This window comes from Bacillus sp. FSL R5-0709 (assembly GCF_038004785.1).
Lineage (GTDB): Bacteria > Bacillota > Bacilli > Bacillales > Bacillaceae_G > Bacillus_A > Bacillus_A mycoides.
The window spans coordinates 3,142,002-3,168,297 of record NZ_JBBORT010000001.1 but is presented as its reverse complement, the minus strand read 5'-3'; the positions used below and the strand labels follow the sequence as shown (position 1 = coordinate 3,168,297).

Sequence of the window (26,296 nt, the reverse complement as noted above, 5' to 3'; positions counted from 1 at the left end):
TTAGCGAGAATGCTTTGTGAATAGTTGAAGTGCTTTTTCAGGTACATAGAATTTCTCGTTGCTTTCTACAACGATGCCTCCTAATTCATAATCTTTCCCACCAATATATATAATGCTTTTATTAACAAACAATTTGGCCTCCGTATTATTGCGTTTTACTACAAGCACCGGGTTTCGTGCATCTTTTTTGTCAATCGTTACAGTTGCACCAATTTGTTTAAAGGATGTTTCAGCATCTAAGAATAATTTCTTAGATAATTCTCCTAATTGAAAGCCCATTGCTTTGGCCATTATTTTCGCAATGTCTGTATTTTGGACTAAACCGTATGGCTTTTGAGGACCGTAAGAGTATAAGAATACATCTTCACCCGTATGACCACCAGTTGTAAAACCGATGTTCGCACGGTTGGCCAATAATTTAGTAAGGATTGGACCTACATCAGTTTTCTTTTGTGCAGCTTTTAACAGCTCTTTTTCATTATCAGTTAGGTCGTCTAAACCGTAAAGTGCAGCGACCTCTTTTATATTAGATAAATCATCTTTTAGTTTATTTGTAGCACCTTCAAGTGTCATTTTCGCCTTTTTCAGTGGGGCAATGTAAGCTGATACTGGTGTAGTATCATAGCCTTTTGTGGTATTGCTGTTACCAATGGAAATACCGCTATTACCATGATCCGCTAAAGCAATGACCATAGTGTTACCGTCTTTCTTCGCAAATTCTAATGCTTCTGTAACTGCAACATCAAATGCCAATACATCGCTAATCATCCCGATTGGATCATTTGCATGTGCTGCCCAATCTGCCTTACTACCTTCTACAAATAAGAAGAAACCATCTTTATCTTTTGATAATGTTTGAATTGCTTTTCTCGTCATCTGGGAAAGAGTTGGCTGCTTAGGATTGGTTATTCTACGATCCATATCGAACGCAAGGGCAGTATTAGAGAAAGAACCCCAGATTTTATTTGATTTGGAGTTTAATAACGCATCTTTTGTTTCGACAAAGTCGTACCCTTTGTCTTGAATCACTTTTACTAAATCTTCGTTGTCTTTACGAATTCCGTTGCTTGTCATAGGCTGAAGTGCTGCTTTTCCACCACCTAATACAACTTCTATATTTTGATACACTTGCTGTTCACCAAGTACTTCGAAATCTTTACGGTTAACGTGGTGGGCAGAGAAACTAGCCGGAGTAGCATGTTGAATTTCTGATGTAGCAATGATTCCTGTCGCGCGGCCGGAACGTTTTGCGCCTTCTAAGACGTTGGCAACTGGACGAAACTTGCATTCTTCTTTCACTGGTTCTAAGCCAGGTGAATTCACAACAGAAGGTAATACGCCCACGTAGCCTGAATTTGATTTATTTCCTGTCGCTAAAGCTGTGGCTGCTGGTGCAGAGTCCGTAATAGCCGATTCTGCTGAGTATGTACGAACACCTCCGGATACAATTTGATCTAGCGCAAGAGGTGAACCTTTGTACCACCGGGCTAATGTTGTAGCAGAAGAACTTGTCCCATCTATAACCATGAAAATCACATTTTTAGGTTGCTTTCCTGCTTTTTTCACCTCAGCTTTTACCTCATTATCGTTCATTATGATTCCTGTTGCTAATGTAAATAGTGCTACCGTTCCCGCTAATGTTAGTCCCATTATTTTTTTTCGAAGAGTATTCATTGTGGTTCCTCCATAGGTCGTTTTCGATATCCCAATCTAACGTTCGTATGTAAACAAGATTTATTATTAGTAGTACCCCATTGCAACGAAACTAACAATAACGATTGAGTCAAAATGTTGGGCACAAAAAGTTAAATTAAAGCTATTTCTTCAGCAAAATATTCTCTTCATATAAAACCTCTTTGCACCCTTAGTTACACGGTCTTTCCTATAAAAAGAATCTTCTCTTTATTTTATGGGAAACATTTAAAAAAGGATGGTGGGGACATGACAATTGATCGAGTTTGTACAATTGGGCCAGCGAGTAATAATGAAGAAACGTTAGCGCAGTTAATAAACAATGGTATGAAAATTGTTCGGTTAAATTTATCACATGGTACGCATGAAAGTCATAAAGACATCATTCGTTTAGTAAAATCGTTAGACGATTCTATTAAAATTCTAGGGGATGTACAAGGTCCTAAAATAAGATTGGGTGAAATGAAAGAAGAACAAATTACACTTGAAGCAGGGGAGTTATTTACTTTATATACCAATCCAGTGCAAGGGAATAAAGAAGAAGCAAGTGTTGATTATGTGGGGATTGCGAATGACGTAAAAGTTGGAAGTAGAATTCTTATTAATGATGGAGAAGTTGAGTTAATCGTTGAAAAGATAAGTTCGGAAAAAATAGAAACGAGAATAAAAACAGGTGGCAATATTTCCTCTCATAAAGGGGTGAACTTACCAGGTACAATTGTTAGTTTGCCAGCTATTACGGAGAAAGATAAAAAAGATATTCAATTTCTTCTAGAAGAGGAAGTTGATTTTATTGCGTGTTCTTTCGTTCGAAAACCTAGTCATATAAAGGAAATACGAAGTTTTATACATGAACATAAAGAAACTTCCCCAAATTTAATTGCAAAAATAGAAACGATGGAAGCAATCGAGAATTTTCAAGACATATGCAAAGAAGCGGATGGCATTATGATCGCAAGGGGAGATTTAGGTGTGGAATTGCCGTATCAATTTATTCCACTGTTACAAAAAATGATGATTCGTGAGTGCAATCGAACGAATACATATGTCATTACAGCGACACAAATGCTTCAATCTATGGTAGATCATTCTATTCCTACAAGAGCTGAGGTGACAGATGTATTTCAAGCTGTATTGGACGGGACGAATGCTGTTATGCTTTCTGCTGAAAGTGCGTCAGGAGATCATCCAATCGAAAGTGTGAAAACGTTACGTCTCGTTTCTGAATTCGCTGAGCATGTAAAAAAAGACGGTCCTTTTGCGATGAAAGATGTATTGGAATTGCTGCATAAGTCTCTTTAGTTTATATAGAAGGATTTATCTCTCATCCTAAAAACGTACGGAAAGGAATCAGGATAGGAGGTGCTATTTTAGTATTTACTTACAGATTGAAAGGTGGCATTCCAGCTGCCTATATGAAAGAACCATTATGGAACATGGAGGTCTTTCGGAAATCTAAAGAAGGATTTTAAATTAATTAATCCAATTATCTCATTTAAAATATGTTCATTCCTATTCATAAATGATATCCTTATAGTTGAATACTTTTGCTGAATCAGCAAGAATTTGTTGTTCTTTCTGTATGAATTCAACTTTTTTATGGAAAGATATGTTAGTAAGTGTGCAATTTGAACGTTTTATTTTTTAGAGTATGATAGGAGGAGAATGAATATGGAAGCAATTGAAGTAGGCGAAATTTTTAGTCTTACCGATGAGAATAATGAAGAACAGGAAGTTGAAGTGCTTGGAGCGATGGATGTCGAAGGTGCAGAATACATTGCGGTTGCCTTTGTAGAAGACATTCAAACAGAAACTGAGGAAGACATTGATATCTTCTTTTTAAAAGTAGAAGAAGATAATGAATTCTCATACATAGAGAATGACGAGGAATTTGAAAAAGTATCTGCGGCGTTCGAGAAGATTATGGACGAGCAAGAACAAGAATAATAATAAAAAGAGTTAGAAAAAAGAGGGAGATGCATATCTGCCCTCTTTTTTTTATATGGTTGAAAATTACATTTATAGAAATCAATAATTATATTATGTAAACTGAATGACTCTTTATTTATGCACTAGAAAAACCACCCGAATGAGGGTGGCGCTTATTATATATAGTTATTAAATGTGTTATTTTCCAAGGAAGAGAGGGGAATCTTCACTTCAGTACCTTCCTTCATATTACGCAATACAACTGTTTCTGTAGATAGTTCCTCTTCACCAATTATTAGCACATACGGGATATTTTCTTTATTTGCATAATTAAGGGCACGTTTCAATTTACGTCCGGCTAGTTCAAGTTCGACTTTTAAAGAAGTAGTAGAGCGCAATTGCTGGGCAATTTGTAAGCATTGTAATTCTGTCCCGAGTGGGATGATAAATAAATCCGCTGTAGATGATATGGTTTCTTTCTGTGATAGTGCTGTATAAATAACGTCTAAACCGAATGAAATACCGACTGTTGGATAGTTCATATTATCACCACGGAATGCTCCGATAATATTATCGTATCGACCACCGCTACCGATGCTAGATGTAATCGTGCCATCTTTTAGAAAGATTTCATACACAGTGCCTGTATACATTGTGAGTCCTCTTGCTAAAAACGGATTGAATATCGTATTTTCATTTATTCCGAGAGCGAGTAAGTATTGCTGTAGTTGTTGTAGTTCCTCTACTCCATCGGCGACAAGTGTATTATTGAAAGTGTCTTTAAAGTCGGCTATAGGGAGCTTTAGGCAAGATAAAACAGTATTACATATTGTATCGGCCATTTCTACAGTAATCCCGCGCTCCAATACATCTTTTCGTACACCATCAATCCCAATCTTTTCGATTTTATCCAATGATAAAATTACGTCACTCGTTAGTTCAGTAGGGATGTTAATAGACTGGAGAATACCGTTTAACAATTTTCGGTTATTATATTGGATCGTTACTTCTAAGTTTAACGTTCGGAACAGCTCAAACGCCATGCTCATGAGTTCAGCTTCCGCCATGACTGATTCTACACCGACTATATCAACGTCACATTGAATGAACTCACGGAATCTTCCTTGTTTAATTGGCCCATCTCGAAATACTTTCCCAATTTCATAGCGTTTAAAGGGTAGGCGGATGTTCGGATTCATCGCCACGACTTTTGCGAATGGAATTGTTAAATCATAACGTAAGGCAAGATCGCGTTTTCCTTGATCCTTAAGTGTATATATTTCTTTTAAAATTTCATCGCCACCACCGTACTTGTAAGACATAAGCTCATACATATTTAACGTTGGTGTCTCTAACGGTTTACAGCCATAACGTTCAAACGTATCTTCACAAGCTCTTTTAATTTTATTTCGTAGTACTTGTTCCTCTGGTAAATAGTCTTTTGTCCCTTTTACATTTTTCATTTCCACCATAATCACTCCTCTTTTAAATTAAAAAAAGCTATGCGGGTATAAAAATACCCACATAGCTTTATGAACGCTTCGTGGGTCAACAGGAAAAGCCCTGTACCCACGAAGAAAAATTTTTCTTCGGATACACGGCGTTACATATGATGATGAAGTTGGAAAGACGTATTAAAAGTTCGCATTAAAATCTCTCCTTAACATAAGTTTTTCCAAATTATATCAGATGAATTTGGAAATATCAATATTTTCAGTTTTGAAGAATACGTGAAGTTATGTAGGAGAAATTGAAAAGAGTGTATAATAAAAGAAAATTTAATAATATGAAATAACTTTTTAAGGAGAACACTATGAAAAAAGATAAAACAAATGCGATGCGAATATTAGAAAAAGAAAAAATTGAATATTCGATGATGTCATATGATCCGGACGATGGGAAAATTGATGGCGTATCAGTTGCTGGGAAAATTGGTAGAGAAGTGAGAGAAGTATATAAAACACTTGTCGCTCAAGGGAATAGTAAGGATTATCATGTGTTCATTATCCCAGTAGATGAGGAACTAAATTTAAAAGCAGCCGCAAAGGCGGTCGGTGAAAAGAAGATAGAAATGATTCCTGTTAAAGATATTACGAAAGTTTCAGGGTATATTCGCGGTGGTTGTTCACCAGTAGGAATGAAGAAATTATTTTCTACATGTATTGATGAAAGTGCCCAATCACTTGAAACAATCATTGTAAGCGGCGGGAAAATCGGCGTGCAAATTGAGCTTAAAGTTGAAGATTTGATGAAAGTGACGAGAGCGCAGTTTGGTGAGATAACGAAATAAGTATACATAGGAAAAGAAGTTCTAATTTTATTAAATTTAGATAAAGATTTATAGGATAATTAGTCCATTATGAGGGCGGATTATCCTTTTTTATTTACATAATGAGTGAAATAAAAAGAGATTGAATTTTTAGTTTAATAAGTATAATATGGATGTGTAATTTTAATCATTTGTTTGGCTTTAGGAGGAGTACAATGCCTCGTTTCAAGGACTTTAAATAAACAAGCAGAGTTACTTTTAAAGATAGACAAAGGACGGGAAAGTGTTTTAATGAGGGTTCAAGAAATACCCATAAGAAAGCACATATTGGGGGATGCCAGTATTTTGGAAAACCCCACGCTAAGAGTATGCAAGATTTTATACAGTTTTTTGGCTAATCCAGTAACAAACAAGAACCCTAAAACCGTGCCAGGATAGGAATGTATAAAAAAATGTATAGATTCATAGAACTAAAAAAGAAGGTTCCCTTGTGAGAGCAGGGTTCTTCTTTTTCCTTGCTACTGATAATGAGACGTTATGTTAACCAAGTATGCATACAATATACAACCAAAATCAAACAATATATCACTTCTCTCATATGGTAAAATAGGGAAAAAGGAGATGGAAGAAAAAATAAGGGAGGGGTATAAATGAAATATATTAATGGATTATACATATCACTTATATTAATAATGTTTATTAATTTACTTAATACTACAATATTTGAAAATAAATATTCAGGGATAACAATGTATCTTTCTTCCATTATATTCATAATTGGGAGCGCATTTTTCGGAAGTGCAAAACGGCTTAAAATTAGTGAGAAAAAATAAACCATTTAGGAGGTGACAATCATTAATGAAACAACAAGAACAAGTTATCTTTCGTGAGGTTCAGCGATCCCAAATTTGGGTATGGATACTCATATTAGGGATTTCCATACTGATGTGGTATGGATTTATTCAACAAATTATTCTTGATATCCCGTTTGGAGATAAACCAGCTCCTAATGGTGTATTAATTGTTATGTGGTTGTTTTTCGGGATTGCCTTTCCTGTATTAATGCTTGGAGTATTGAAACTGATCATTGAGGTCCGTGAAAAAGGTCTTTATGTTCGTTTTGTTCCTTTTCATTTTCAATATAAGCAGTACCTTTTCAAAAATATACATCATTATGAATGCATTACTTACAGTCCACTAAAACGATTTGGGGGATGGGGAATTCGTTTTAACCTTAAGAATGAAAAAGCCTATAACATGAATGGAAATAAAGGTATAGAGTTAAAGTTGCAATATAACACAGTAGTAATCGGCACTCAAAAACCAGACGAATTAAAAAAAGCACTGGACTCAGTACAAAAAGTATAATGAAAATTAATATTCAACAAACGGGCGCAATTCAAGAATTTGTACTAGGTATACCTACTTTAAAAATAACTTAAATTTACTTCCACTTTCGAAAACTATGCAAATAAGTTGTTCACTGGATTCTCATAGAAAACTGTGGTGAGATGAAATTTTTGATTTTGAAGCACTTCAAAATCTTAGCTAGATGGCTATGTATCGGTACCCCACAATAAAAAGGCAGGAACATATCAAATATGTTCCTGCCTTTGATTTTATTAAGTTTAATATCTATGACCTAAATATAATAAAATTTGGAGCTTCTTTTATTTTAGAGAGATGTTTCCTAACAGTTGATTTTGTTAACGAAAGTCGACTTTAAATCTATATTTTGTGTGAAATAAAGTACATATAATAAAAGTATGAGGTGAAACAGTGAGAGAAATTCATATTCATAAAATCATTGCGGATAAGAGAAAAGAAAAAGGAATTACACAGGAAGAGTTAGCGGCGTATATCGGTATTACGAAAGCATCTGTTTCCAAATGGGAGACTGGGCAGAGTTATCCGGATATTACATTTTTGCCACTGTTAGCATCGTACTTTAACATAAGTATAGATGAATTAATCTGTTATACACCGCAAATGAAACAGGAAGATATTAAAAATTTATATCATAGACTAGCGGAAGCTTTTAGTGAAGAACCGTTTGATGAAGTAATGATGGAGTGCAGGGAAGTGACAAAAAAATATTATTCTTGTTTTCCATTATTAATTCAAATGGGGCTACTTTTTATTAATCACCACATGTTAACAGAGGATATGGATAGAAGAATTGAAATTTTAGAAGAGGCAATGTATCTCTTTAGCCGAGTGCAGGAAGAAAGTGATGATGTTTCTCTTGTGAAAGAGGCGGCATCTTTTCAAGCAACTTGCTATCTTATACTCAATAGACCAAATGAGGTGCTTCAATTACTTGGCGAAACGATACGACCTAATTTTCCAGAGGAAGATTTAATCGCACAAGCGTATCAAATGCTTGGAAATACTGAGAAGGCGAATGAAATGATGCAAATTAGTATGTACCAACATTTAATACAACTCGTTGCGACAATACCGAATTATGTAGTAGTAAATGCCTCAAACGCTGAAAAGGTAGAGTAATTGTCTGTAAAAGATCGGTTGTTGTAGGTTAATCTAGTTTAGTATATGGGTTATGAGTTTTTTAGCGTTGTTATCCATTTAGGAATGATAAATCCTAACTATTTAAGTTGTAAAAACGAACATTTTTATTATTTTTATTAAAAGTGTTCACTTTTAGATTGTGTATACACTAAAAGTTTGTTATATTATCAATATAATAATTTTAAATAACATCACTCGTATATACTCGGTAATATGGTCCGAGCGTTTCTACCTAGTTCCCAATGAAAGAACTGGACTACGGGTTAAAGTATTCGGTCATTCGGTGTATTGAGCCGCTACCGTTCTATAATTTAGCAATGGTCTTATCTTTTGCTTAATTAACTTTGACTACCGTAGTTCTAGAAAGTAGAGATTTTTCTACAATTTCTAGAGCTTTTTTCTTTGGACCAAAACATCGAGTATAGAAAACAACAAGAGAAAGAGGAGATTATTTATGAAGAAGAATACGTTGAAAAAATGTGCTGCCCTAGTAACTACTGTTGCATTGTCATTCTCAATACTTGCGGGATGTAATGCGGGTCCAAAACAAGTTGAGGCAAAAAGTAATCAAAAACCAATCTTAATTCAAGGTCCAATGCCAATAGAAGCTGAAAAATTTGCAAAAAGGTTAAAAAATGTGAAAGAAGAAAAATCTGGAACTTTTACCTTTTATAAAGGAACTGTAGACAATTATCCTGTAATCGTTGCGAAAACAGGTAAAGGAATGGAAAATACAGCAGCCGCTACAGCAGTGGCTATTGAAAAATATAAGCCTATAGCGATTATTAACCAAGGAACATCAGGTGGACATGATCCTAATTTAAACGTATTTGATATTGTTTTAGGAAAACAAGTCGCGAATATAGGGTCATTAAAAACAACAAATATGGATGAGAACCAAGGGATTGAACCGGCAAAATGGATATCTATGGACTTAATGGCTTCTGAAGGAAGTGCAGGAGAAGATCCAAATGCTGAGAAAATCCGATACTATGAGGGAGATAAGGATTTACTTGCAGCAGCTAATGCAGTGAAAGATAAATATACAAAAGGTAAAGTGGTGGAAGGTACTATAGGTTCAGCAGACGTTTGGAATAATGAAGTTGATAGAATTAAATGGTTCCATACAAAATACGGTACATCTGTAGAAGAAATGGAAGGTGCAGCAGCAGCGCAAATCGCAAAAGCTTATGACGTACCATTCTTAGGGATTCGCGTATTATCTAACAATAAAACAAACGGCGGAAAATACAACCCAAATACCGCAGCGGCAAATCAAGAATATGTATATGAAGTAGTTAAAAAGTATATAGATTCGATACCAAATAAATAGTAGTAGTTCTGTCTCAATATAAAAATGTTATCATTACTGCACAATGTGTTGTGAACTCAGAATTACCAAAGTTTCTTTAATTAAAATAGATTGGTGCCTTACATGGTATCCAATCTATTTTTGTACTTATTCTACAGAGGAAGAAGGGTTTTACACAAAAAATAAAGACAGTTATAGAAAAAAGAAAAGTCGAACGATTTATCAAATATGCATAATTGCATAAAAAAATTGAAATTTATAAGTTAACATTAAACTACTTTTTAATTGTAAAGAATATTTTAATAATCTTTACTAGAGAAGGATATTCCTTGTGAAAAGTAGATAAACAAAAAGTGTGGAAATAATACAGACTCAATAGAGTTTTGTATTAAATAAAAAGAAAAGGATGGGTATGGCTTTCTAAAAGTTTTTGGGGGCTAGAAAGCATTTTTTAGTTAATAGCTTCAAATTATATTTTAAAGGGGAAATGGGTATATGAAGTTTAGAAATACAAGGCTTGCTATGGTTACACTATCTTCATTTTTTATTTTAGGTACTGCATCTCTATCATTCACAGATATCATACACGGTGAAGTAGCTTCTGCATCACCACAAGAGATTATTGTAAAAAGCTATGACGATACATATTATAATAATGCAATAGGAAAAATGGGTTTAGAATTAAAGAAGGAACTTCATAATATTATTGATGATCATACAAAGTTATCATACAGTGCGGTTTGGGAAGCACTAAGAGATACTGATGAAGATCCAAATAATAAAAACAATGTGCTACTCTTATATACTGGGCGTTCGCAAGGGAAACTTACGAATGGTTCAGGAGTTGATAATTGGAACCGAGAGCATGTTTGGGCAAAATCTCACGGTGATTTTGGAACGACTGCAGGAGCTGGAACAGATTTGCATCATTTAAGAGCGACGGATGTATCTGTAAATAGCTCACGTGGAAATCTGGATTTTGATAATGGTGGTGTGAATCATTCAGAAGCGACAGAATGTAAGTACGATAGTGATTCTTGGGAACCTCGTGATAGTGTAAAAGGAGATATCGCTAGAATGCTATTTTACATGGCTGTTCGTTATGAAGGAGACAACGGCGAAATAGACTTAGAATTAAATGAAAAGGTGAATAACAATAAAGATCCATACATGGGTAAACTATCCGTTTTACTAAAATGGAATGAACAAGACCCTGTCGATGATTTAGAGCGAAAGCGTAATGAAGTGATTTTTACGAAATATCAACATAATCGTAATCCTTTTATTGATCATCCAGAATGGGTAAATAAAATTTGGAATTAAAATATTTAAAGGTATTTTGCTTTGAGAGAAGGGATTGATCACTATGATCAATCCCTGTTTATATCTATACTAGAATAAGTGATTTTTATAGGATTGGAGAATAGAATAGATATTTTATTAAGTTAAGTATAATATGATTCTTTTAATACGGTCCCCACTCAATATTCACGCCAACAATAAGAAAAATAAGTCCAATGATAAACCAAATGAATGCAAGTGGAGCCATGAAGCGAATCCATTTTCCATAAGAAATGCCGCTCGCTGCGAGAACGCCCATTAAAACACCGGAAGTTGGATTGAGGCAGTTCACTACACCTTCTCCAAGCATAACAGCCTGTACTGTAACTTGGCGTGTAATATGCATGAAATCGGCTAATGGAGCTAATATCGGAATGAAAATAACAGATTCTCCTGTCCCGGATGAAATGAGGAAATGTAATGCGGCACTACTTACATACATGCCGAGAACGCCAAATACAGGGCTATGTCCTTCGAGAGACTGTGCGAGTTGATTAACGATTGTATCAAGTAATTTGCCTTGTTCTAAAATGACTGAAATACAACGAGCCATTCCGACGATCAAAGCACCGTATATGAGATTTTGGCAGCCTGCTAGAAAAGTAGAAGCGATATCGTTTGCTTTCATACCACCTATTATTCCCGCTGTAATTGCTATGAATATAAAAGTAGCGGTCATTTCTGCGTCCGTCCAATGTAGACGAAAAGCGCCTATTAAAAATGCAATTAATGATAAAGCTGAAACGAGTAAAATTAATTTATGACGTATTGTCCAAGGAACTTCTGTTTTCTCTGTTTCTTTCTCACTTGAAAGAGCATTACTTGGAAACCAGTTATCTCCGAGTATGCTTCCTTTATTCGATTTTTTTAAGCGTTTTACATACCAATTAATATACAAAATGGTAGCAATTAAAAAAGAGATATAAATTGCCGTACGTAAACCAATTCCTGAAAACATCGGGAGTTCTGCGATTTTTTGTGAAATGCCTAAAGGTGAGGGAGATAAAATAGTAGCATTAAAACCAGCATAAGTGCCTAAATAAATAATTGCTACGCCGACGATAGCGTCCCATTTTAATGTGCGTGCAACGATGATGCCGATGGGGATAAAGCCGATAACTGAGTTCACGATAATACCAGTCGTTCCGAGAATAGAAAAGAGTGCGGCGACAATACAAATGAAAAGTAATTGCTGATTCCGAAATTTGTTAATTACATGATAGATTAAACCGTCAAGAGCACCTGTTTTTTCAAGAATTGCAATGGCTCCACCTGTAAATAAAATTAAGAAGATGATAGGAGCAGCAAGTGTCATTCCTTTTTCAATAGCGGTAAAAAAAGAAACAAACCCTACCGGCGATTGTGGAACAGAATGATAACTTCCTGGTATTGTCGTTGTAACAGTACCGTTTGTGACTCTTTTAAATTCTCCAGCAGGAACGAAATATGTAGCTATTGCACAAAGTAAAGCAATAAAAAATAGTAGTACGTACGCGTCAGGCATTTTAAACTTTCGTTTACTAGGCTGTTTTTTTGCCTCGGTCTGTAATTGCATAAAACCCCTCCTTTTTCACTTGGTTAATTTTTAATATTCTGAAATTTATCTGTGAAATAGATTATAATAAAGGTGGCTTCTTAAGGCAATAGTTTTTCTGTCCTTTTCTTACACATACAAATTGTTGCAACATTAGACAGGGAAACGAAAAAAATCCAAGAATATGTAATATAAAAGGAAAAGAAAAGAGGGAAAGAGATGTGGAAAACTACGGATCTATGTGATGAATTTGAAAAGGAATTACAAATATGTCGCCAGTCTTTTCAATCTTATGGGAAGAAAGAACAATTCTATGGAAAAATCGCAACGGTAAAAGTGAAGGATGATAATGTACTAGTAAAAGAGGGGTTACAAACACTGCCAGAAGGAACAGTATTAGTTGTTGATAGCGGAGCTTCTAAAAATTGCGCGTTACTCGGTGATAATTTAGCAGCTATTGCGGAAGAAAGAAACTTAGCAGGAATTATTGTAAATGGATATGTTCGTGATTCTAGTGAATTAAAAAATATTAATATTGGTATTTTAGCGTTAGGGACGATGCCAAATAGAAGTGTAAAAGAAGGAAAAGGAGAGCGAAATATTCCGGTGCAATTTGGTGAAGTTGAATGGAAACCGAATGAATATGTTTATGTAGATGAAGATGGAATTATTGTTAGTGATAAAAGCTTACATAGTGAGGGATGACTTCTAATAATGGAAGGCTATTAAGCTATTATTCTTAGAAAATAAATCCGATAAAGCATGGACAAAATTCTTTGTCAATAGTAAAATAATACAGAAAATCAAAATTTGTAGAATGTATAGGTTTATCGTATTTACGATAAAGTGAAATTTTAATCAGTGGGGATTTTGTTCATCCCACTGATTATTAGCCTTCACCAATCGGGCATTTACGGGCAGTTGATCCCTACCTAACTTCTTTGCTTTCGTTGAATTTGAGGTGGGGGTCTTACTGCTCGTTAATGCGGGTAGGAGGTGTTGTACATTTTTGTTCGACACTTACAAAAAGAGAGTGTCAACCGCATACCCTTAAAGGGTCTTTTTTTGTGTGAATGTTAGTAAAGGGAGGGAATTTTGGGATGGCAATGTTAAAGAAATGGCTGCTTACATCATTAATGGCAGTGGCACTTGTATTTGTTTCTTTTGCGAATACAGTACATATTACGTTTGCTGAAGGAAAGACAGCGAAACTTGCAATTATTGGTGAATCACAAAAAGGAATTATGTTATGTCCGAAAGAAGTTTCCATTGAAGATGGAGAAACAGCTTTTAGTTTGCTACAAAAAGTTATGGGTGACAAAGTAACATCTGAAAGTATGTCATTTGGAACGTATATAAAGGGCATCGATGGATTAATGGCCGGAGCAACGAGCGGTTGGTTGTATGATGTAAATGATAAATCTGCAGAAGTTGGGGCGGATAGTTATAAATTAGAGTCTGGGGATGTTGTTGCATTTCGTTACGTTGCAGACTGGAGCAATATGAGTCAACAAACGTTGCAACAAACGTTAGATAAATTTGGCACTTGTAAAACTGTAGAAGAGCCAAAACCAGAGGAACCGAAAACAGAAAAGCCAGATGGTAAACCAGAGGAATCGAAAACAGAAAAACCAGATGGTAAGCCAGAAGAACCGAAAACAGAAAAGCCAGATGGTAAACCAGAGGAACCGAAAACAGAAAAACCAGATGGTAAACCAGAAGATAAAGTAACAGAACAACCAAAGCAAGAGAAAGTCGAAATTCCAGCAGCACAATTAAACGAAGCGATTTCTAAAACGTCAGAAAAGATGTTACAAGATGGAATTGGTAGTGATTGGGTTGCGATTGGACTTGCTCGTTCAGGTGTAAATGTTCCGCTTGAAACGAAAATAAACTATGTTAAGCCAGTAGCTGAAAAGGTTAAGAAGCGTTTAAATCGTTTTTCAGCAACAGATTTAGCTAGAACGATTATTATGATGAATGCAATGAATGTCGATCCTACAAAGGTAGAGGGACAAAATTTAGTACAAAATTTATTTGAATCAGATAAAGTGAATTCCGTTACAGGATACGCATTTACATTACTTGCATTAGATACAAAGAAATATGAGATTCCGGCCGAAGCAAAATGGAACCGAGCTGCTTTAGTACAAGCACTTTTACAAGCGCAGCATACAGACGGTGGCTGGACATATGATAGTTCAAGTAGTAAAGAAAGTGCTAGTAACGTTGATGTAACAAGTATGGTATTAGCAGCGTTAGCTCCTTATCAAGATCAAGCAGATGTAAAGCCAGCTATTCAAAAAGCTGTTGATTATTTATACAAGCAGCAGCTAGGTAATGGTGGTTTTGTCGCTGATGGACAAGAGAATTCTAATAGTACTGCACAAGCAATTATTGGACTATCGCTAGTTAAAGATGTAGATCAAGCTCGTCTTAATAAAGCAGTACAAAATTTAATGTCATACCAACTTCCAAATGGTGAGTTCAAATGGTTACCAAGTGATCAAAAAGGTAGCGGAATGGCTACAGAGCAAGCATTTTTAGCTTTACTTCAGTTTAAAGATCTTGGGAAATCGATTTATGATTGGTCAAATGTAGTAGAGAATGAAATTGATACGAAACCAATTGTAGAGCCAGAGACAACTGTAGAAGAAAAAGAAGTTGTAGAACAGCCGAAACAACAAGAAGAGTTACAAAAACAACCAAAAGATGAAAATCTAAAAGTTGTTGTAGATAACGAACGAGTTAATAAAGAAACAAACAAGAATAAGAATCAATTACCACAAACAGGAGCGTCTTCTCATAGTGCAGCTACACAAGTAGGTATGGGTGTATTATGTATCGCTTCTGCATATGTATTATGGAGACGTAAAGCAGCTTAACAAAAATTAGGAGCAATCATTTGCTCCTAATTTTATTATAAAAGTGAGGGCTAATAATGAGTGGGGATGAACAAAATCTCCACTCATTAAAGTTTCACTTTAATATGAAAGGTGAGGGACAGCATGAGTAAGATGAAATGGTTCATTTCTTTAGTTCTTTCATTGGGATTATTAGCCGGATGTGAAGAAACGGCTGTAAAACCTGAGAAGAAGGCAGAACCGAAGCAAGAAGAGCAAAAAGAAGTAGCGAAACAGGAAGAACAAAAAGATGTACCGAAACCAGAAGAGAAGCAAGCTGAACCGGAACAGAAACAACAAGAAGAGCAGAAAGATAAACAAGAACAAAAAGTAGAAGAGAAACCGAAAGAAGAAAAAGCGCAGGAACAACCTGAAGTAAAGAAAGAAGAGAAACCAAAGGAACAGCCTGCTGCAAATAAACAACCAGAGCAACAAAAAGTACAAGAAGAGAAACCCCAGCAGCCGAAAGCACCTGAAGTAAAAGAAGAAGCAAAGGTTGTGAATCAGCCCAAAGAAACACCGAAGCAGGAGCAAAAGAAAAATCCAGAAGAGAACAATAATCTACCAGCTCCGCCAACACCGGTACCACCAGATGTAGTACCAGTACCAGTACCTAAAGCAAAACAAGTTACTATCTCCGTAAAAGGAAATGAAGGGTACTTATTAGGTGCGAAAAAGGTTGATGTACAAGAAGGCGACACAGTTTACAGTGTGCTCACGGGCACAGGATTAGAGATTGATGCAATGGGCTCTAAAGGTGATATTTATGTAAAAGGTATTAATAATTTATACGAGAAAGATATTACTGCTACTAGTGGCTGGAAATATCGTGTGAACGGTGCTTTTCCAAACTATAGTGCTGGTGTAGTTAAAGTAAAACCAGGCGATACAATCGAGTGGGTGTTTGTATTAAAATAGGAAAGGATCTTCGGTAAAGGACTATGAAAATAAGCTTTTCTTCTTTACATCCTTTTGTTAATTTTTTCTATTATATTGGGGTGATGATACTATGTATGATGTGTCTTCATCCTCTTTTTTTAATTGGAGCGATTATACTAATTATAATCTTAAATATAGTACAGGGAAATGGTGAGAAAATAAGAAAGATGCTACCTAGTACTATCGTATTCTTTTTGATGGTTATTTTATTTAACTCTTTATTAACGCATAGAGGAGCGACTACGTTATTTTATTTAGGAGATAGCCGGATTAAGCTTGAGGCCTGTATGTATGGACTTGTTATGGGTTTATTATTAGTTGCGATTATGTTTACGTTTGCTTCTTATAACGATATTATTTCGAGTCATAAATTTTTATATTTATTTTCAAGAATTTCACCGAAAGTAGCATTGTTAACGATGATTACAGTGAGGTTTGTTCCTTTGTTTATTAGGCGGTTAAAGAAAATTACACTCGTCCAAAAAACGAAAGGTGTGCAATTAGATTCAGGTTCACTCATTGAGCGTATAAAAAATGGAATGAAATTACTGCAAGTGTTATTAGTTTGTTCGTTAGATGATGCACTACAAACAGCAGATTCTATGCAAGCTCGTGGGTTTGGTGTAACGAAACGTACGACATATATTCGATATAGAATGGAAAGACGTGATTTGTATACGCTAAGTTATTTAGTTTTTCTATTAATAACTTCATTTATATTTAGTTATTATGGCGGAGGGAAATTGATTATCTATCCGAAAGTGGAATCAATACTGTTCCAGCAATACGATGGAATTATGTTTATATTATTTATGATGTTTGTTAGTTTACCAATTATGATGGAAGGAAGGGAATGGATATGGTGGCGCATGCAGAAATGAAGAATTTATCATTTATATATATTGATGAAAATGAAGAAGCGTTACAGCATATTTCTCTTTCTGTTCAAAAAGGAGAATTTATAGTACTTGCTGGCGGTTCAGGTTCTGGGAAGACAACTTTATTAAAACATTTTAAAAAGGAGTTACTTCCAATTGGCACGCGTTCTGGACATACATATTATGATGGTGCTTTATTAGAAGAAGTACCAGATTTATTATCTGCCCAAGAAATTGGTATGGTATTTCAAAATCCAGAAAATCAGATCGTAATGGATACCGTTATTCAAGAATTAGCATTCTCTTTAGAAAATATCGGATTACCATCACATATTATTCAACAAAGAATAGCGGAACTCATTAGCTTTTTAGGATTTCAAGATTTGTTACATCAATCTGTTCATACTTTATCTGGTGGTCAAAAACAACTTGTAAATTTAGCTGCGGTGTTAGTCATGCAGCCGAAACTATTATTACTGGATGAACCGACAGCACAACTAGATCCGATTGCTGCGAAAGAGTTTTTAGGATTATTAAAACGTATTAATGAAGAACTTGGAATTACGATTATTTTAAGTGAACATCGTTTAGATGAAGTTATACCGCTCGCAACACGCGTTGTTTGTATGGATAATGGCAGAATCATTTATGATGGTACTTCTAAAAGTGTGATAGTGAACATGTGGGAAGTAGAAAAGTTTCGTCCATTCATTCCGCAAATTCCAAGATTGTTTTTAGAGTGGAATGTGAAAGAGATTCCATTTACAGTGCGAGAAGCACAAATGAAAATGAATGATTTTTCAGCGATATCATATAGGAATGGGCAAGTAGAACAATGTGAAAAGCGAGATGTAATTTTAAGTGCAGAACATATATCTTTTCAATATGAAAAAAATAGTCCACTTATTTTACGAGATTTAACAGTGAACATCGAAAAGGGAAAATGGACAGCTCTAGTTGGGAAAAACGGAACAGGGAAGTCTACACTGTTAACGATTTTAGCAGGATTGCAAAAAGCTAGAAGAGGTAAGGTAAAGTGGAATGGGAAAGTGGTACATAAAATTGATTCGAAAGAACGATTTAAAAGTATAGGGTACGTATCGCAATATCCGTACTATCATTTTACTTTTGATACAGTATGGGAAGAGGTTTATGAGCGTGCGCGTGAATTATATGGTGAAGAGGGAAAAACAATAGCAGAAGAAATGTTGAAAAAGTTCTGGTTAGATTCACTTAAAGAGCGCCATCCACATGATTGTAGCGGCGGAGAGCAACAATTACTCGCATTATGTACAACGTTATTATCAAAGCCAACTTTATTATTACTTGATGAGCCGACAAAGGGACTAGATCCATGGAAAAAGGAAAGAGTAGGAGAGCTATTTAAACAGTTGCAAAAAGAAGGTACAACAATTGTAATGGCAACGCATGATATTGAGTTTGCAGCGAAATACGTTGATCAGTGCATGATGTTATTTGACGGGAAAGTCATTATGAATGATGCACCGAAAGAGTTCTTTAGTGGTAACTTCTTTTATACAACATCTATTAATCGATTCATCCGTAGAGAGTTGCCATTTGCATTAACGTGGGAGGATGTGTACGAAGCGTGTCCAAACGATATGTTGCATTCATAATATTTATTTTTGCTGTTGTAATATGTACACTACTCTTTACGACTTTTATTATGGACGGGTATTACATGGTAAGTAGTTTGTTTTTATTAGCTGTCATTATGTTACCTTTCTATGTTCGTTTTGAAAGGAAGGCGTTTGTTTCACGTGAAATTGTTATCGTTGCAGTGTTAGCGGCGATTGCAGCGGTTAGCCGGGTACCATTTTCTATTTTACCAAGTGTACAACCGACTTCTTTTGTCATTATCGTTTCTGCAATTGTTTTTGGGAGTGAAACTGGCTTTATGATTGGGGCAACGGCGGCTATTGTATCTAATATTTTTTTAGGACAAGGTCCGTGGACGCCGTGGCAAATGTTCTCTTGGGGCATGATCGGGTTTATAGCAGGACTATTACGTAATACATTTTTAATGAAAAAACTGTGGGGAAGACTGTTGTACGGATTTGCCGTTGGATTTCTATTTGGCTGGATTATGAATTTTTGGGGTCTTCTTGGTTTTATACAGGAAGCAACGTGGGAAACAGTTATTGCTTACTATGTCGCAAGTTTTTACTTTGATCTGAGTCACGCGATATCGAATGTTATTTTCCTTCTGCTATTTAGTACGTCATGGATTACGATCCTCACAAGATTTAAAAAGAAATACGGTATATTAGATGAGCATAACGTGACATAGAAAAGCATACTCATATAAGGTAGGGTCGCGACTTACATATTCGTTTGCCTCTTTCATGCTTCTTACATATTGTAAGGAGCATTTTTTATTGTCAAAAAATAGATTCAATATATGTCCGTTATTATATGAATTTATTTGTATAATAGTAGGTGAGAACTATTTTCAAGAGGGAGGTGTATAGTTAATGAAGTTAGTTATTCCGAAGCAACATGGAGCATGGGCGATGCTTGTCATACCATTTCTATTAAGTGTATTACTTGGTAAACCTACTTTTTATCATATCCCATTGTTTTTAGCCTGGTTCTTTATCTATCTAGCTACTTATCCATTTCTCATGTACATAAGGCAAAGACGAAAAAAAGAATTTCTACACGCTGCAATTATTTATTTTATCATTGCATTTGTATTTGGGATGATTTCTTTATTATATGAATGGCGAATTCTTTTATTCGCAGTATTAATGATTCCATTGTTTATTGTAAATATGTATTACGCTCGTCAAAAAAATGAACGAGCATTACTAAATGATGTTTGTGCGATTATAGTGTTTTGTATAGGTGGTTTAATCAGTTATTATTTCTCCGTGAAATTCATAGATAAAACAGCATTATTCATTGCGCTTATTTCATTTCTATATTTTTTAGGAAGTACGTTTTATGTAAAAACGATGATTCGTGAAAAAAATAATCCGAAGTATCGTTTTATATCTTGGGGATACCATATTGTATTAACGGTAATTGTATTTGCTATAAATCCATGGTGTTCACTCATATTTGTACCAAGTGTAATTCGGGCCATTATGTTGTATGGCAAAAAGATTTCTATATTAAAAGTAGGGATTTTAGAAATTGTTAATTCTGTATATTTTTTAATAATAACGGTAATAATGATGAAGTATGCCATTTGAAAAAAACTTCCCACCTTTTGATGGGAAGTTTTCATTCTTGTTCTAAAATGTGAACGGTGTAATCGCAACGTTGAAGAGCTTGCTCTACAGCGTAAAGGGATTGTTCAATACGTGCGCGATTAAAATCTTCTTCAACAGTTTGTAATGCATCTTCTAAACAATGTTTCGCTTCTTGTAAGGAATGAAAAGAATCTTGTACGTATCCACGAGCATTCTTTTTCAAAGTAGTAGCCTCCTTTTGTACATCTTTTTGTAGTATGAACAATAAAGAAGAAAATATAATTTTTTATATTTATTTGACAATTATAATAAAATTACGTATAGTTAAATTTAAAGTGAATATTTTCTTATCCAGAGAGGTGGAGGGACTGGCCCGATGAAACCCAGCAACCGCGATGCAGGTGCTAATTCCAGCAGAACATATTTGTTCTGGGAGATAAGACGAAGATATACGTAACTTCTTCTTATCGGAGAGGTTTTTTTGTTGCAAAAAAACCGATTACGAAAACATATAATAAGAAGAAAGGGGTTGCGAAGTACTGTGACACTCGAAAAATACGTAAAACTGCGTAGTACAGTTTATGAATATATGATAGAGCAAGATAAGCCAATATCATTGTTAGATATTCAAGAACATATCGTTTCGCATCATGAAGGAAAATTCACTAAAAAAATGTTACATCAATTTTATTTATCAAGACTATTAGATGAACTCAAACTGGATGGGAAAATTACTTTAGCTGATGATGAATATCGCTATGCTGAAAAAGGGGTATTTTATAAGGCGGGAAAAGGGAGCTGAGCTCTCTTTTTTTTGAAGTATGTAGAGTAAAAGACTGCTAAAGCAGCCTGATACAAGGGAATGGTGTTGAGTGTGTAGTGTCAAAGATTGAATGTGCCTGAAAGAGGCACTTCATATCGGCTGCAAATGAAAAGAGACACCTCCGCCGAATAGGTGTCAGTCGTTTTGTCACGTAGACTCGCTACTTGACAGTTATTAGAATAACATGCAGGATTTTGGAAGTCAAAAGGGAATTAGAGGAAGAGGTGTTGTGATGTATGCATACTTATTAAAAGATATAATGAAATGGATTCCAAAGTACATTATAGATAGAGGATATGAATATTATGAAGAGGGACATGTAGAAGATGTTGAAATACACGACAAGAAAGTATTTGCTTTCGTTACTGGAAATGCAGGGAATTATGAAGTGATTATTGATCTTGAAGATTTTGCAGAAAGTAGCTGCGAGTGTCCTTATGAAAATTATTGTAAACATATGGCGGCAGTTGTGTATGAAATTCAAGGTACTGGTGAGAGTACAGTTAAAGAGCAATTGAAAGGTTTAGAAAAAGAAGAGCTACTAACAGTATTAAATCGTTTGTTACAAAGTTCGAAAAATGTGCAAATTGTAGAGAAGATGTTAAAGAAGGGGAAACTTTAACTAAAGAGGGAGTTGTTTTGTAGTGAACGTACTAATTATATACGCTCATCCTAATCCTTCAAGCTTTAATGGGGCAATTTTAGAGCATGTGCAAAAAGGACTTGAGGAAACAAATCATTCTGTTACGCTACTTGATTTATATAAAGAACAATTTGATCCAGTGCTTGTATTTAATGGAGAGAAGAAAAGACGTGATTTACTAAATGAAGAAGAGACGAAGCGATATAGAGAATTAGTGCAGAAAGCGGATATTCTTCTTTTCATATATCCGATATGGTGGTGGAGCATGCCTGCTATTTTAAAAGGATTTATCGATCGTATTTTTATAGCTGGATTTGCTTATAAATATGAAGGAGCTTTACCGAAAGGGTTATTGAAAGGAAAGAAGGCGTGGGTTATTAATACGTTAGACTCACCGTTATGGTACGTGTCCCTATTATATCGATCAGCGGATTGGATTATGATGAAAAGAGGGGTTTTACGTTTTTGTGGTATTCGCGATATAAAACGTTCTACTTTTCAATCTGTGAAAACGAGTAAAGTAACGAAGCGTGAAAAATGGCTGTTACAAATAGAAGAAGCGGCTCGTACATTATGAATGAAATCGATCGTATTATAAAGTGTTGCAATTATGATGACGAACTTTTGCGTACGTATATTAATTGTTTAGTCCAATTGAAGAAATACAGTGAAACGTTTCAACAAATTCAAATACAATTAAGAAATGATTATTTAATAAGAGGGATTTGTGAAAGAGAAGTTGATGAGGTGATAAAGGGAAGTAAAGAATATGAAACATATTTTCTTCCTAAAGTATTGCAGTGGAATTTCCTTAAGAACAATCCTCATATGATTGAAAAAGTATGTGAAGATTTGTTTACATATGAAGCATTAAATCATGCAGAGGTAGAGTGGAGAAAGGTAATAAGCTGTATAGATAATGAATGATTTATTATATAAAAAAGCTAGTATAAAACTAGCTTTTCGTTTAAATAAATAAGAAACATAGACTAATGATAAATCCTGCATATAGTAAGTTAACAACACAAAATCCCATAATATCACGCGCGCTTAAACCAGCTATCGCTAATGCCGGTAATGCCCAGAAAGGTTGAATTAAATTTGTCCAAGCATCGCCCCATGCAATTGCCATCGCTGTTTTCGCGGCAGGTACACCAAGTTCAGCGCCAGCTGGAATCATAATTGGTGCTTGCACTGCCCATTGACCGCCTCCAGATGGAACGAAAATATTTACAATGCCAGCACTTAAAAATGTAAAGAGCGGGAATGTGGTTTCATTTGAAATACTAATAAAGAAAGTAGAAATAGCTCCTCCAAGCGAAAGACCTTCACTATTTACTCCAATCATCATCCCCATAATTCCAGCATAGAACGGAAACTGAAGTAAAATACCTGAAGCACTCTTAGTTGAGTCAGAGAAAGCGCGAATATATTGAATCGGAGTACGGTGGAAAATAAGACCGGCAATTAATAACATAAAAATAACGATATCAAGTGTAAGGTTAAAGCCTTTCGTACTAAAATAGTTAAAAATATAAATAAGACCTAATAATCCGATGCAAAGTGTAATAATCATACTATTTTCCATTTTTTCAGCGAACGTATTGTTCCCTACTTCTTGAGCGGCAGCTTCTTCATGGAATACGCTAGGATCTACAGTAATTGTATGCTTTTCATCTGGATGCATGGCCCGGTTAATGAGAGGCATCGTAACGAGAAAAATAATAACTGGCACGAGTGCGTATGGTGAGAATAACGTTTCTGTTATTGGAATCGCTTCTTTAATACTTCCAGCTGTCGTTTTAATTAACGTTTCGCCGCCAGTTGCTAACGTAAGAGGGATAGAAGCAGAAAGGCCTGCATGCCAAATGAGAAATCCAGAGTAGGAAGAAGCAATTGCTAACCTATAATCTAATCCTTCTAACTGTCTGGCCACTTCTTTTGCATATAAAACCGATACAACAATACCAAATCCCCAGTTTATGTATGCTCCTAGTAAACTTACGATTGAAATAGCAATAATACCTTGTCCATTTGTTTTCGGTAATTTCGCTGCTCTCGTTAATCCTTTTTTAATAAGAGGAGCGTTTGCTAATGCAGATCCTGTCACGAGTACAAGAGCCATTTGCATAGAAAAAGCGAGAAGTCCCCAAATTCCATTACCCCAGTGATTAATCATTTCTACAGGTGTTTGGCTCGTTGCAAACATACCGAAGAAGATAACGAAAACAGTTAATAAACATGATAAAATAAACGGTTCTGGCAAGAAACGCTGCACAAGGGCAACACATCCATTTGTAAATGAACGAAACAAAATAGATCAACCTCCTTATGTATGTTTATTACAATGTTCGAGGTTGTTTGGGGGATAACCTTTAATTTACGGAAAATTCAGACATTCAAGATGATTGTAATTTATTGATAGATTGATATTATTAATAAATGGATAGGCTTATACTAAGTTGGATAGATTAAAAAAGTGAACCTCCGATTGTTAGACTGTGTCTAATAAACGGAGATGCACTTTTTTTATTTACCTTATTGAACTAAAGCATCTGTTAGCATAATAGCAAATGATTAAAATCCACTATTTCTCCCAAAGCTCAATCAATCGCCCTTCAGGATCTTTAATCCAAATAAACTTTCCAAATTCACTAATCTCTTCTTTCTTTTCAAGAGGTACGCCAATTTGTTCAAGATGCTGAATAGTCTCGTTTAGATTATGTACTTGGAAATTTAACATCACTTGTTGTTCTGTAGGAAAATAACTATCATTCTCGGCAAAGAAAGAAAAGATAGTCTCAGTTCCTAATTCGGGTTTAATCACAGTCCCGTTCCAATTTTCTATTTCAATCTTCAACACTTCACTGTACCATTTTTTTATAACATCAAGATTTTTAGTTCTCCAAAATATTCCTCCGAAACCTTTTATCATTGTATTTAACTCCTATCTATCTTTAAATTTTTAATGACATAAGTTCAACCTTCAATAAAACGCAGTGCACAACGGGAATGGTGATCGGTAAGATCTTTTGCAAATTGTTGATTCGGAAATCCTCTGTGAAGCAATCTCAACCCGCCTGAAGTTAAGGATATATGATGATGGAATCGATAGAATAACATCCTGTTGGGGTCGAGAGTATCATTCTTTAAATATCGATAATAATCCCCAAATCGGAACTGCAAAAAACTGTGCTCATGCTCAATATCAAAGAACTCGGCTCCTTCGATATCAATCAAATAAGGTTCTAGTTTGTCATTAATTAATACATGATCAGGGCCGAGTTCCCCATGTATAAATCCATAACGACTTCTTGGTTCAATTTTTGATTCAAGCTCGTACAATGTATCGAGTAGATTGCTATGACTAGCCCTGATGCTGTCAATATGTTGGTATGCGTAATCTAAATCTCTTTTTGCATTCTTTATTTGCAAGTGATGACATTTTTCCGTGTTGATCCCACTTTGATTCGCTTTCCCATGAGTAAGTCTCTCGTTGGCATGCATGTCTGCCAGCATATCTCCTATCCGCTGAAACACTTTATCTTTAACATATGAATCGGAATGTTGAAAATAAACTTCTGCCTTTTGTCCATTTACATATTCAACGAGAGCATAATCATAAGGATAACGGTTTCTTTCCTTATTCAGATCATATAGAAGGGGGGTTTGAATTCCTTGTTGAATTAAATACTTGTTATTTAATTCAAATAAATCACTACTATAGGAGTGCTCATGTATATCTCGGTTTGCTATTTCTTCTTGAAAATAATTCATAGTAAGATCCCAAACATACAGAACGCAGGAAAATCCATTGCTGCAGTCAATCTTATAGACTACCTTTTGTGCACCGCCATGCATTTTCGTTACACTAGAAACCAAATAATTGGTACCAAAGACTTTTTGCATATACTCCTGTAAATCAGATTGATCAAGGTGACAAGTGATTCTCAATGAATAACACCCCTTTTCTTAGGTTTTGCTGTCAATCAAACTATATAAAAAATCTAACCAAAAGTATAGACTGTTTATTTATAATTTGTTATGATGTTAGATTGTGTCTGGAAAAATAGTCATATAAAAACCCGTTGGAGCTTCAATGTTTTTTTGATGAAATCATTCTTACTTCTCAAATACCTCGCCACACAAAAACTTAAAATGTATTACAATGAATCTATACGATTTTTAATCCTTCTTCTTTTCACTAACTTTACCATTATTTTTAATTGAGTATTACTGCCCCGTCAGTTTAAGTAAAAAACCTTCACAATCTCAATGATATATTC

The 26,296-nt window shown here is 35.1% G+C and carries 25 protein-coding genes, 1 pseudogene and 2 riboswitches; of the genes and pseudogenes, 19 read left to right on the top strand and 7 right to left on the bottom strand.

What is annotated here, in order from left to right; translation table 11 throughout:
- The gene (locus MKX37_RS16135; protein ID WP_078422366.1) at positions 1–1,674 is read right to left on the bottom strand and encodes an alkaline phosphatase; all 1,674 of its coding nucleotides are present in this window, start codon (positions 1,672–1,674) and stop codon (positions 1–3) included.
- 267 nt (positions 1,675–1,941) lie between these two features.
- Between MKX37_RS16135 and MKX37_RS16130 the strand changes: the two genes are divergently transcribed.
- Both MKX37_RS16130 and MKX37_RS16125 read left to right on the top strand, forming a co-directional pair.
- Positions 1,942–2,994: a pyruvate kinase gene (locus MKX37_RS16130; RefSeq protein WP_078203903.1), complete on the top strand. Its 1,053-nt coding sequence runs from the start codon at positions 1,942–1,944 to the stop codon at positions 2,992–2,994.
- A 363-nt stretch (positions 2,995–3,357) separates the two neighbouring features.
- Positions 3,358–3,639, top strand: coding sequence for a DUF1292 domain-containing protein (locus MKX37_RS16125; RefSeq protein WP_002013967.1), 282 nt, complete (start codon positions 3,358–3,360; stop codon positions 3,637–3,639).
- 158 nt (positions 3,640–3,797) lie between these two features.
- On the opposite strand, the gene MKX37_RS16120 is transcribed toward MKX37_RS16125, so the two are convergent.
- Positions 3,798–5,093 carry a histidine--tRNA ligase gene (locus tag MKX37_RS16120; protein ID WP_078422365.1) on the bottom strand — a complete coding sequence of 432 codons (1,296 nt, stop codon included), beginning with the start codon at positions 5,091–5,093 and terminating at the stop codon, positions 3,798–3,800.
- Between the two features lie 341 nt (positions 5,094–5,434).
- Here MKX37_RS16120 and ybaK point away from each other — a divergent pair, with 341 nt between their 5' ends.
- From ybaK to MKX37_RS16090, 6 genes and pseudogenes are all read left to right on the top strand, one after another.
- Positions 5,435–5,911 (top strand): Cys-tRNA(Pro) deacylase, encoded by a 477-nt coding sequence (ybaK, locus tag MKX37_RS16115; protein WP_002128271.1) that lies wholly within the window; start codon positions 5,435–5,437, stop codon positions 5,909–5,911.
- A 629-nt stretch (positions 5,912–6,540) separates the two neighbouring features.
- Positions 6,541–6,723: a hypothetical protein gene (locus tag MKX37_RS16110; protein ID WP_002128270.1), complete on the top strand. Its 183-nt coding sequence runs from the start codon at positions 6,541–6,543 to the stop codon at positions 6,721–6,723.
- A 25-nt stretch (positions 6,724–6,748) separates the two neighbouring features.
- Entirely contained in the window at positions 6,749–7,258 is a 510-nt protein-coding gene (locus MKX37_RS16105) for a DUF6141 family protein (RefSeq protein WP_002128269.1), read from the top strand.
- 411 nt (positions 7,259–7,669) lie between these two features.
- Positions 7,670–8,395, top strand: a pseudogene (locus tag MKX37_RS16100) (helix-turn-helix domain-containing protein); the annotation flags it as partial.
- Between the two features lie 199 nt (positions 8,396–8,594).
- Positions 8,595–8,698, top strand: a riboswitch (purine riboswitch).
- Between the two features lie 175 nt (positions 8,699–8,873).
- Entirely contained in the window at positions 8,874–9,752 is an 879-nt protein-coding gene (locus MKX37_RS16095) for a 5'-methylthioadenosine/S-adenosylhomocysteine nucleosidase (protein ID WP_002128267.1), read from the top strand.
- Between the two features lie 474 nt (positions 9,753–10,226).
- Positions 10,227–11,054 (top strand): endonuclease I family protein, encoded by an 828-nt coding sequence (locus tag MKX37_RS16090; RefSeq protein WP_002033283.1) that lies wholly within the window; start codon positions 10,227–10,229, stop codon positions 11,052–11,054.
- A 142-nt stretch (positions 11,055–11,196) separates the two neighbouring features.
- Here MKX37_RS16090 and MKX37_RS16085 read toward each other — a convergent pair whose 3' ends face one another.
- Complete coding sequence (locus MKX37_RS16085) at positions 11,197–12,627, bottom strand: YfcC family protein (RefSeq protein WP_002013955.1); 1,431 nt, start codon at positions 12,625–12,627, stop codon at positions 11,197–11,199.
- Between the two features lie 198 nt (positions 12,628–12,825).
- On the opposite strand from MKX37_RS16085, the gene rraA reads away from it, so the two are divergent.
- From rraA to MKX37_RS16050, 7 genes are all read left to right on the top strand, one after another.
- Entirely contained in the window at positions 12,826–13,311 is a 486-nt protein-coding gene (gene rraA, locus MKX37_RS16080; RefSeq protein WP_002185379.1) for a ribonuclease E activity regulator RraA, read from the top strand.
- 395 nt (positions 13,312–13,706) lie between these two features.
- Entirely contained in the window at positions 13,707–15,491 is a 1,785-nt protein-coding gene (locus MKX37_RS16075; RefSeq protein ID WP_078203900.1) for a DUF4430 domain-containing protein, read from the top strand.
- 123 nt (positions 15,492–15,614) lie between these two features.
- The gene (locus tag MKX37_RS16070; protein ID WP_078206708.1) at positions 15,615–16,427 is read left to right on the top strand and encodes a DUF4430 domain-containing protein; all 813 of its coding nucleotides are present in this window, start codon (positions 15,615–15,617) and stop codon (positions 16,425–16,427) included.
- Between the two features lie 23 nt (positions 16,428–16,450).
- Positions 16,451–17,329, top strand: coding sequence for an energy-coupling factor transporter transmembrane component T (locus MKX37_RS16065; protein ID WP_033713217.1), 879 nt, complete (start codon positions 16,451–16,453; stop codon positions 17,327–17,329).
- On the top strand, positions 17,302–18,963 hold the full coding sequence (locus MKX37_RS16060) for an ABC transporter ATP-binding protein (RefSeq protein ID WP_078422363.1): 1,662 nt from the start codon (positions 17,302–17,304) through the stop codon (positions 18,961–18,963). Before MKX37_RS16065 ends, MKX37_RS16060 begins: the two co-directional genes overlap by 28 nt.
- Positions 18,936–19,637 carry an ECF transporter S component gene (locus tag MKX37_RS16055; RefSeq protein WP_002167975.1) on the top strand — a complete coding sequence of 234 codons (702 nt, stop codon included), beginning with the start codon at positions 18,936–18,938 and terminating at the stop codon, positions 19,635–19,637. The genes MKX37_RS16060 and MKX37_RS16055 overlap by 28 nt, the downstream gene beginning before the upstream one ends.
- Positions 19,638–19,821: 184 nt before the next feature.
- Entirely contained in the window at positions 19,822–20,544 is a 723-nt protein-coding gene (locus MKX37_RS16050; RefSeq protein ID WP_002167976.1) for a YwiC-like family protein, read from the top strand.
- A gap of 31 nt (positions 20,545–20,575) precedes the next feature.
- Here MKX37_RS16050 and MKX37_RS16045 read toward each other — a convergent pair whose 3' ends face one another.
- Positions 20,576–20,767, bottom strand: coding sequence for a hypothetical protein (locus MKX37_RS16045; RefSeq protein ID WP_002084448.1), 192 nt, complete (start codon positions 20,765–20,767; stop codon positions 20,576–20,578).
- Between the two features lie 121 nt (positions 20,768–20,888).
- A riboswitch (SAM riboswitch) is annotated at positions 20,889–20,987 on the top strand.
- Positions 20,988–21,025: 38 nt separating this feature from the next.
- Between MKX37_RS16045 and MKX37_RS16040 the strand changes: the two genes are divergently transcribed.
- From MKX37_RS16040 to MKX37_RS16025, 4 genes are all read left to right on the top strand, one after another.
- A complete protein-coding gene (locus tag MKX37_RS16040) occupies positions 21,026–21,346 on the top strand; it encodes a hypothetical protein (protein WP_002110869.1) in 321 nt (106 codons plus the stop codon).
- Between the two features lie 205 nt (positions 21,347–21,551).
- Entirely contained in the window at positions 21,552–21,989 is a 438-nt protein-coding gene (locus tag MKX37_RS16035; protein WP_003190441.1) for an SWIM zinc finger family protein, read from the top strand.
- Positions 21,990–22,011: 22 nt separating this feature from the next.
- A complete protein-coding gene (locus MKX37_RS16030; protein ID WP_016120529.1) occupies positions 22,012–22,587 on the top strand; it encodes an NAD(P)H-dependent oxidoreductase in 576 nt (191 codons plus the stop codon).
- Entirely contained in the window at positions 22,584–22,937 is a 354-nt protein-coding gene (locus MKX37_RS16025) for a hypothetical protein (RefSeq protein WP_002167980.1), read from the top strand. Before MKX37_RS16030 ends, MKX37_RS16025 begins: the two co-directional genes overlap by 4 nt.
- Before the next feature lie 40 nt (positions 22,938–22,977).
- Here MKX37_RS16025 and MKX37_RS16020 read toward each other — a convergent pair whose 3' ends face one another.
- The 3 genes from MKX37_RS16020 to MKX37_RS16010 form a co-directional block, all read right to left on the bottom strand.
- Positions 22,978–24,324, bottom strand: a complete 1,347-nt coding sequence (locus MKX37_RS16020; protein ID WP_002128252.1) for a short-chain fatty acid transporter — start codon at positions 24,322–24,324, stop codon at positions 22,978–22,980.
- A gap of 273 nt (positions 24,325–24,597) precedes the next feature.
- Positions 24,598–24,945 carry a VOC family protein gene (locus MKX37_RS16015; RefSeq protein ID WP_002033235.1) on the bottom strand — a complete coding sequence of 116 codons (348 nt, stop codon included), beginning with the start codon at positions 24,943–24,945 and terminating at the stop codon, positions 24,598–24,600.
- A gap of 44 nt (positions 24,946–24,989) precedes the next feature.
- Positions 24,990–25,919 carry a phosphotransferase gene (locus tag MKX37_RS16010; protein ID WP_002185385.1) on the bottom strand — a complete coding sequence of 310 codons (930 nt, stop codon included), beginning with the start codon at positions 25,917–25,919 and terminating at the stop codon, positions 24,990–24,992.
- Positions 25,920–26,296: the final 377 nt, after the last annotated feature.

Coding starts and splice junctions, on each gene's coding strand:
- MKX37_RS16135 (WP_078422366.1), bottom strand. CDS start 1,674: ATGAATACTCTTCGAAAAAAAATAATGGGACTAACATTAGCGGGAACG.
- MKX37_RS16130 (WP_078203903.1), top strand. CDS start 1,942: ATGACAATTGATCGAGTTTGTACAATTGGGCCAGCGAGTAATAATGAA.
- MKX37_RS16125 (WP_002013967.1), top strand. CDS start 3,358: ATGAATATGGAAGCAATTGAAGTAGGCGAAATTTTTAGTCTTACCGAT.
- MKX37_RS16120 (WP_078422365.1), bottom strand. CDS start 5,093: ATGGTGGAAATGAAAAATGTAAAAGGGACAAAAGACTATTTACCAGAG.
- ybaK (WP_002128271.1), top strand. CDS start 5,435: ATGAAAAAAGATAAAACAAATGCGATGCGAATATTAGAAAAAGAAAAA.
- MKX37_RS16110 (WP_002128270.1), top strand. CDS start 6,541: ATGAAATATATTAATGGATTATACATATCACTTATATTAATAATGTTT.
- MKX37_RS16105 (WP_002128269.1), top strand. CDS start 6,749: ATGAAACAACAAGAACAAGTTATCTTTCGTGAGGTTCAGCGATCCCAA.
- MKX37_RS16095 (WP_002128267.1), top strand. CDS start 8,874: ATGAAGAAGAATACGTTGAAAAAATGTGCTGCCCTAGTAACTACTGTT.
- MKX37_RS16090 (WP_002033283.1), top strand. CDS start 10,227: ATGAAGTTTAGAAATACAAGGCTTGCTATGGTTACACTATCTTCATTT.
- MKX37_RS16085 (WP_002013955.1), bottom strand. CDS start 12,627: ATGCAATTACAGACCGAGGCAAAAAAACAGCCTAGTAAACGAAAGTTT.
- rraA (WP_002185379.1), top strand. CDS start 12,826: ATGTGGAAAACTACGGATCTATGTGATGAATTTGAAAAGGAATTACAA.
- MKX37_RS16075 (WP_078203900.1), top strand. CDS start 13,707: ATGGCAATGTTAAAGAAATGGCTGCTTACATCATTAATGGCAGTGGCA.
- MKX37_RS16070 (WP_078206708.1), top strand. CDS start 15,615: ATGAGTAAGATGAAATGGTTCATTTCTTTAGTTCTTTCATTGGGATTA.
- MKX37_RS16065 (WP_033713217.1), top strand. CDS start 16,451: ATGAAAATAAGCTTTTCTTCTTTACATCCTTTTGTTAATTTTTTCTAT.
- MKX37_RS16060 (WP_078422363.1), top strand. CDS start 17,302: ATGGATATGGTGGCGCATGCAGAAATGAAGAATTTATCATTTATATAT.
- MKX37_RS16050 (WP_002167976.1), top strand. CDS start 19,822: ATGAAGTTAGTTATTCCGAAGCAACATGGAGCATGGGCGATGCTTGTC.
- MKX37_RS16035 (WP_003190441.1), top strand. CDS start 21,552: ATGCAGGATTTTGGAAGTCAAAAGGGAATTAGAGGAAGAGGTGTTGTG.
- MKX37_RS16025 (WP_002167980.1), top strand. CDS start 22,584: ATGAATGAAATCGATCGTATTATAAAGTGTTGCAATTATGATGACGAA.
- MKX37_RS16015 (WP_002033235.1), bottom strand. CDS start 24,945: ATGATAAAAGGTTTCGGAGGAATATTTTGGAGAACTAAAAATCTTGAT.
- MKX37_RS16010 (WP_002185385.1), bottom strand. CDS start 25,919: ATGCAAAAAGTCTTTGGTACCAATTATTTGGTTTCTAGTGTAACGAAA.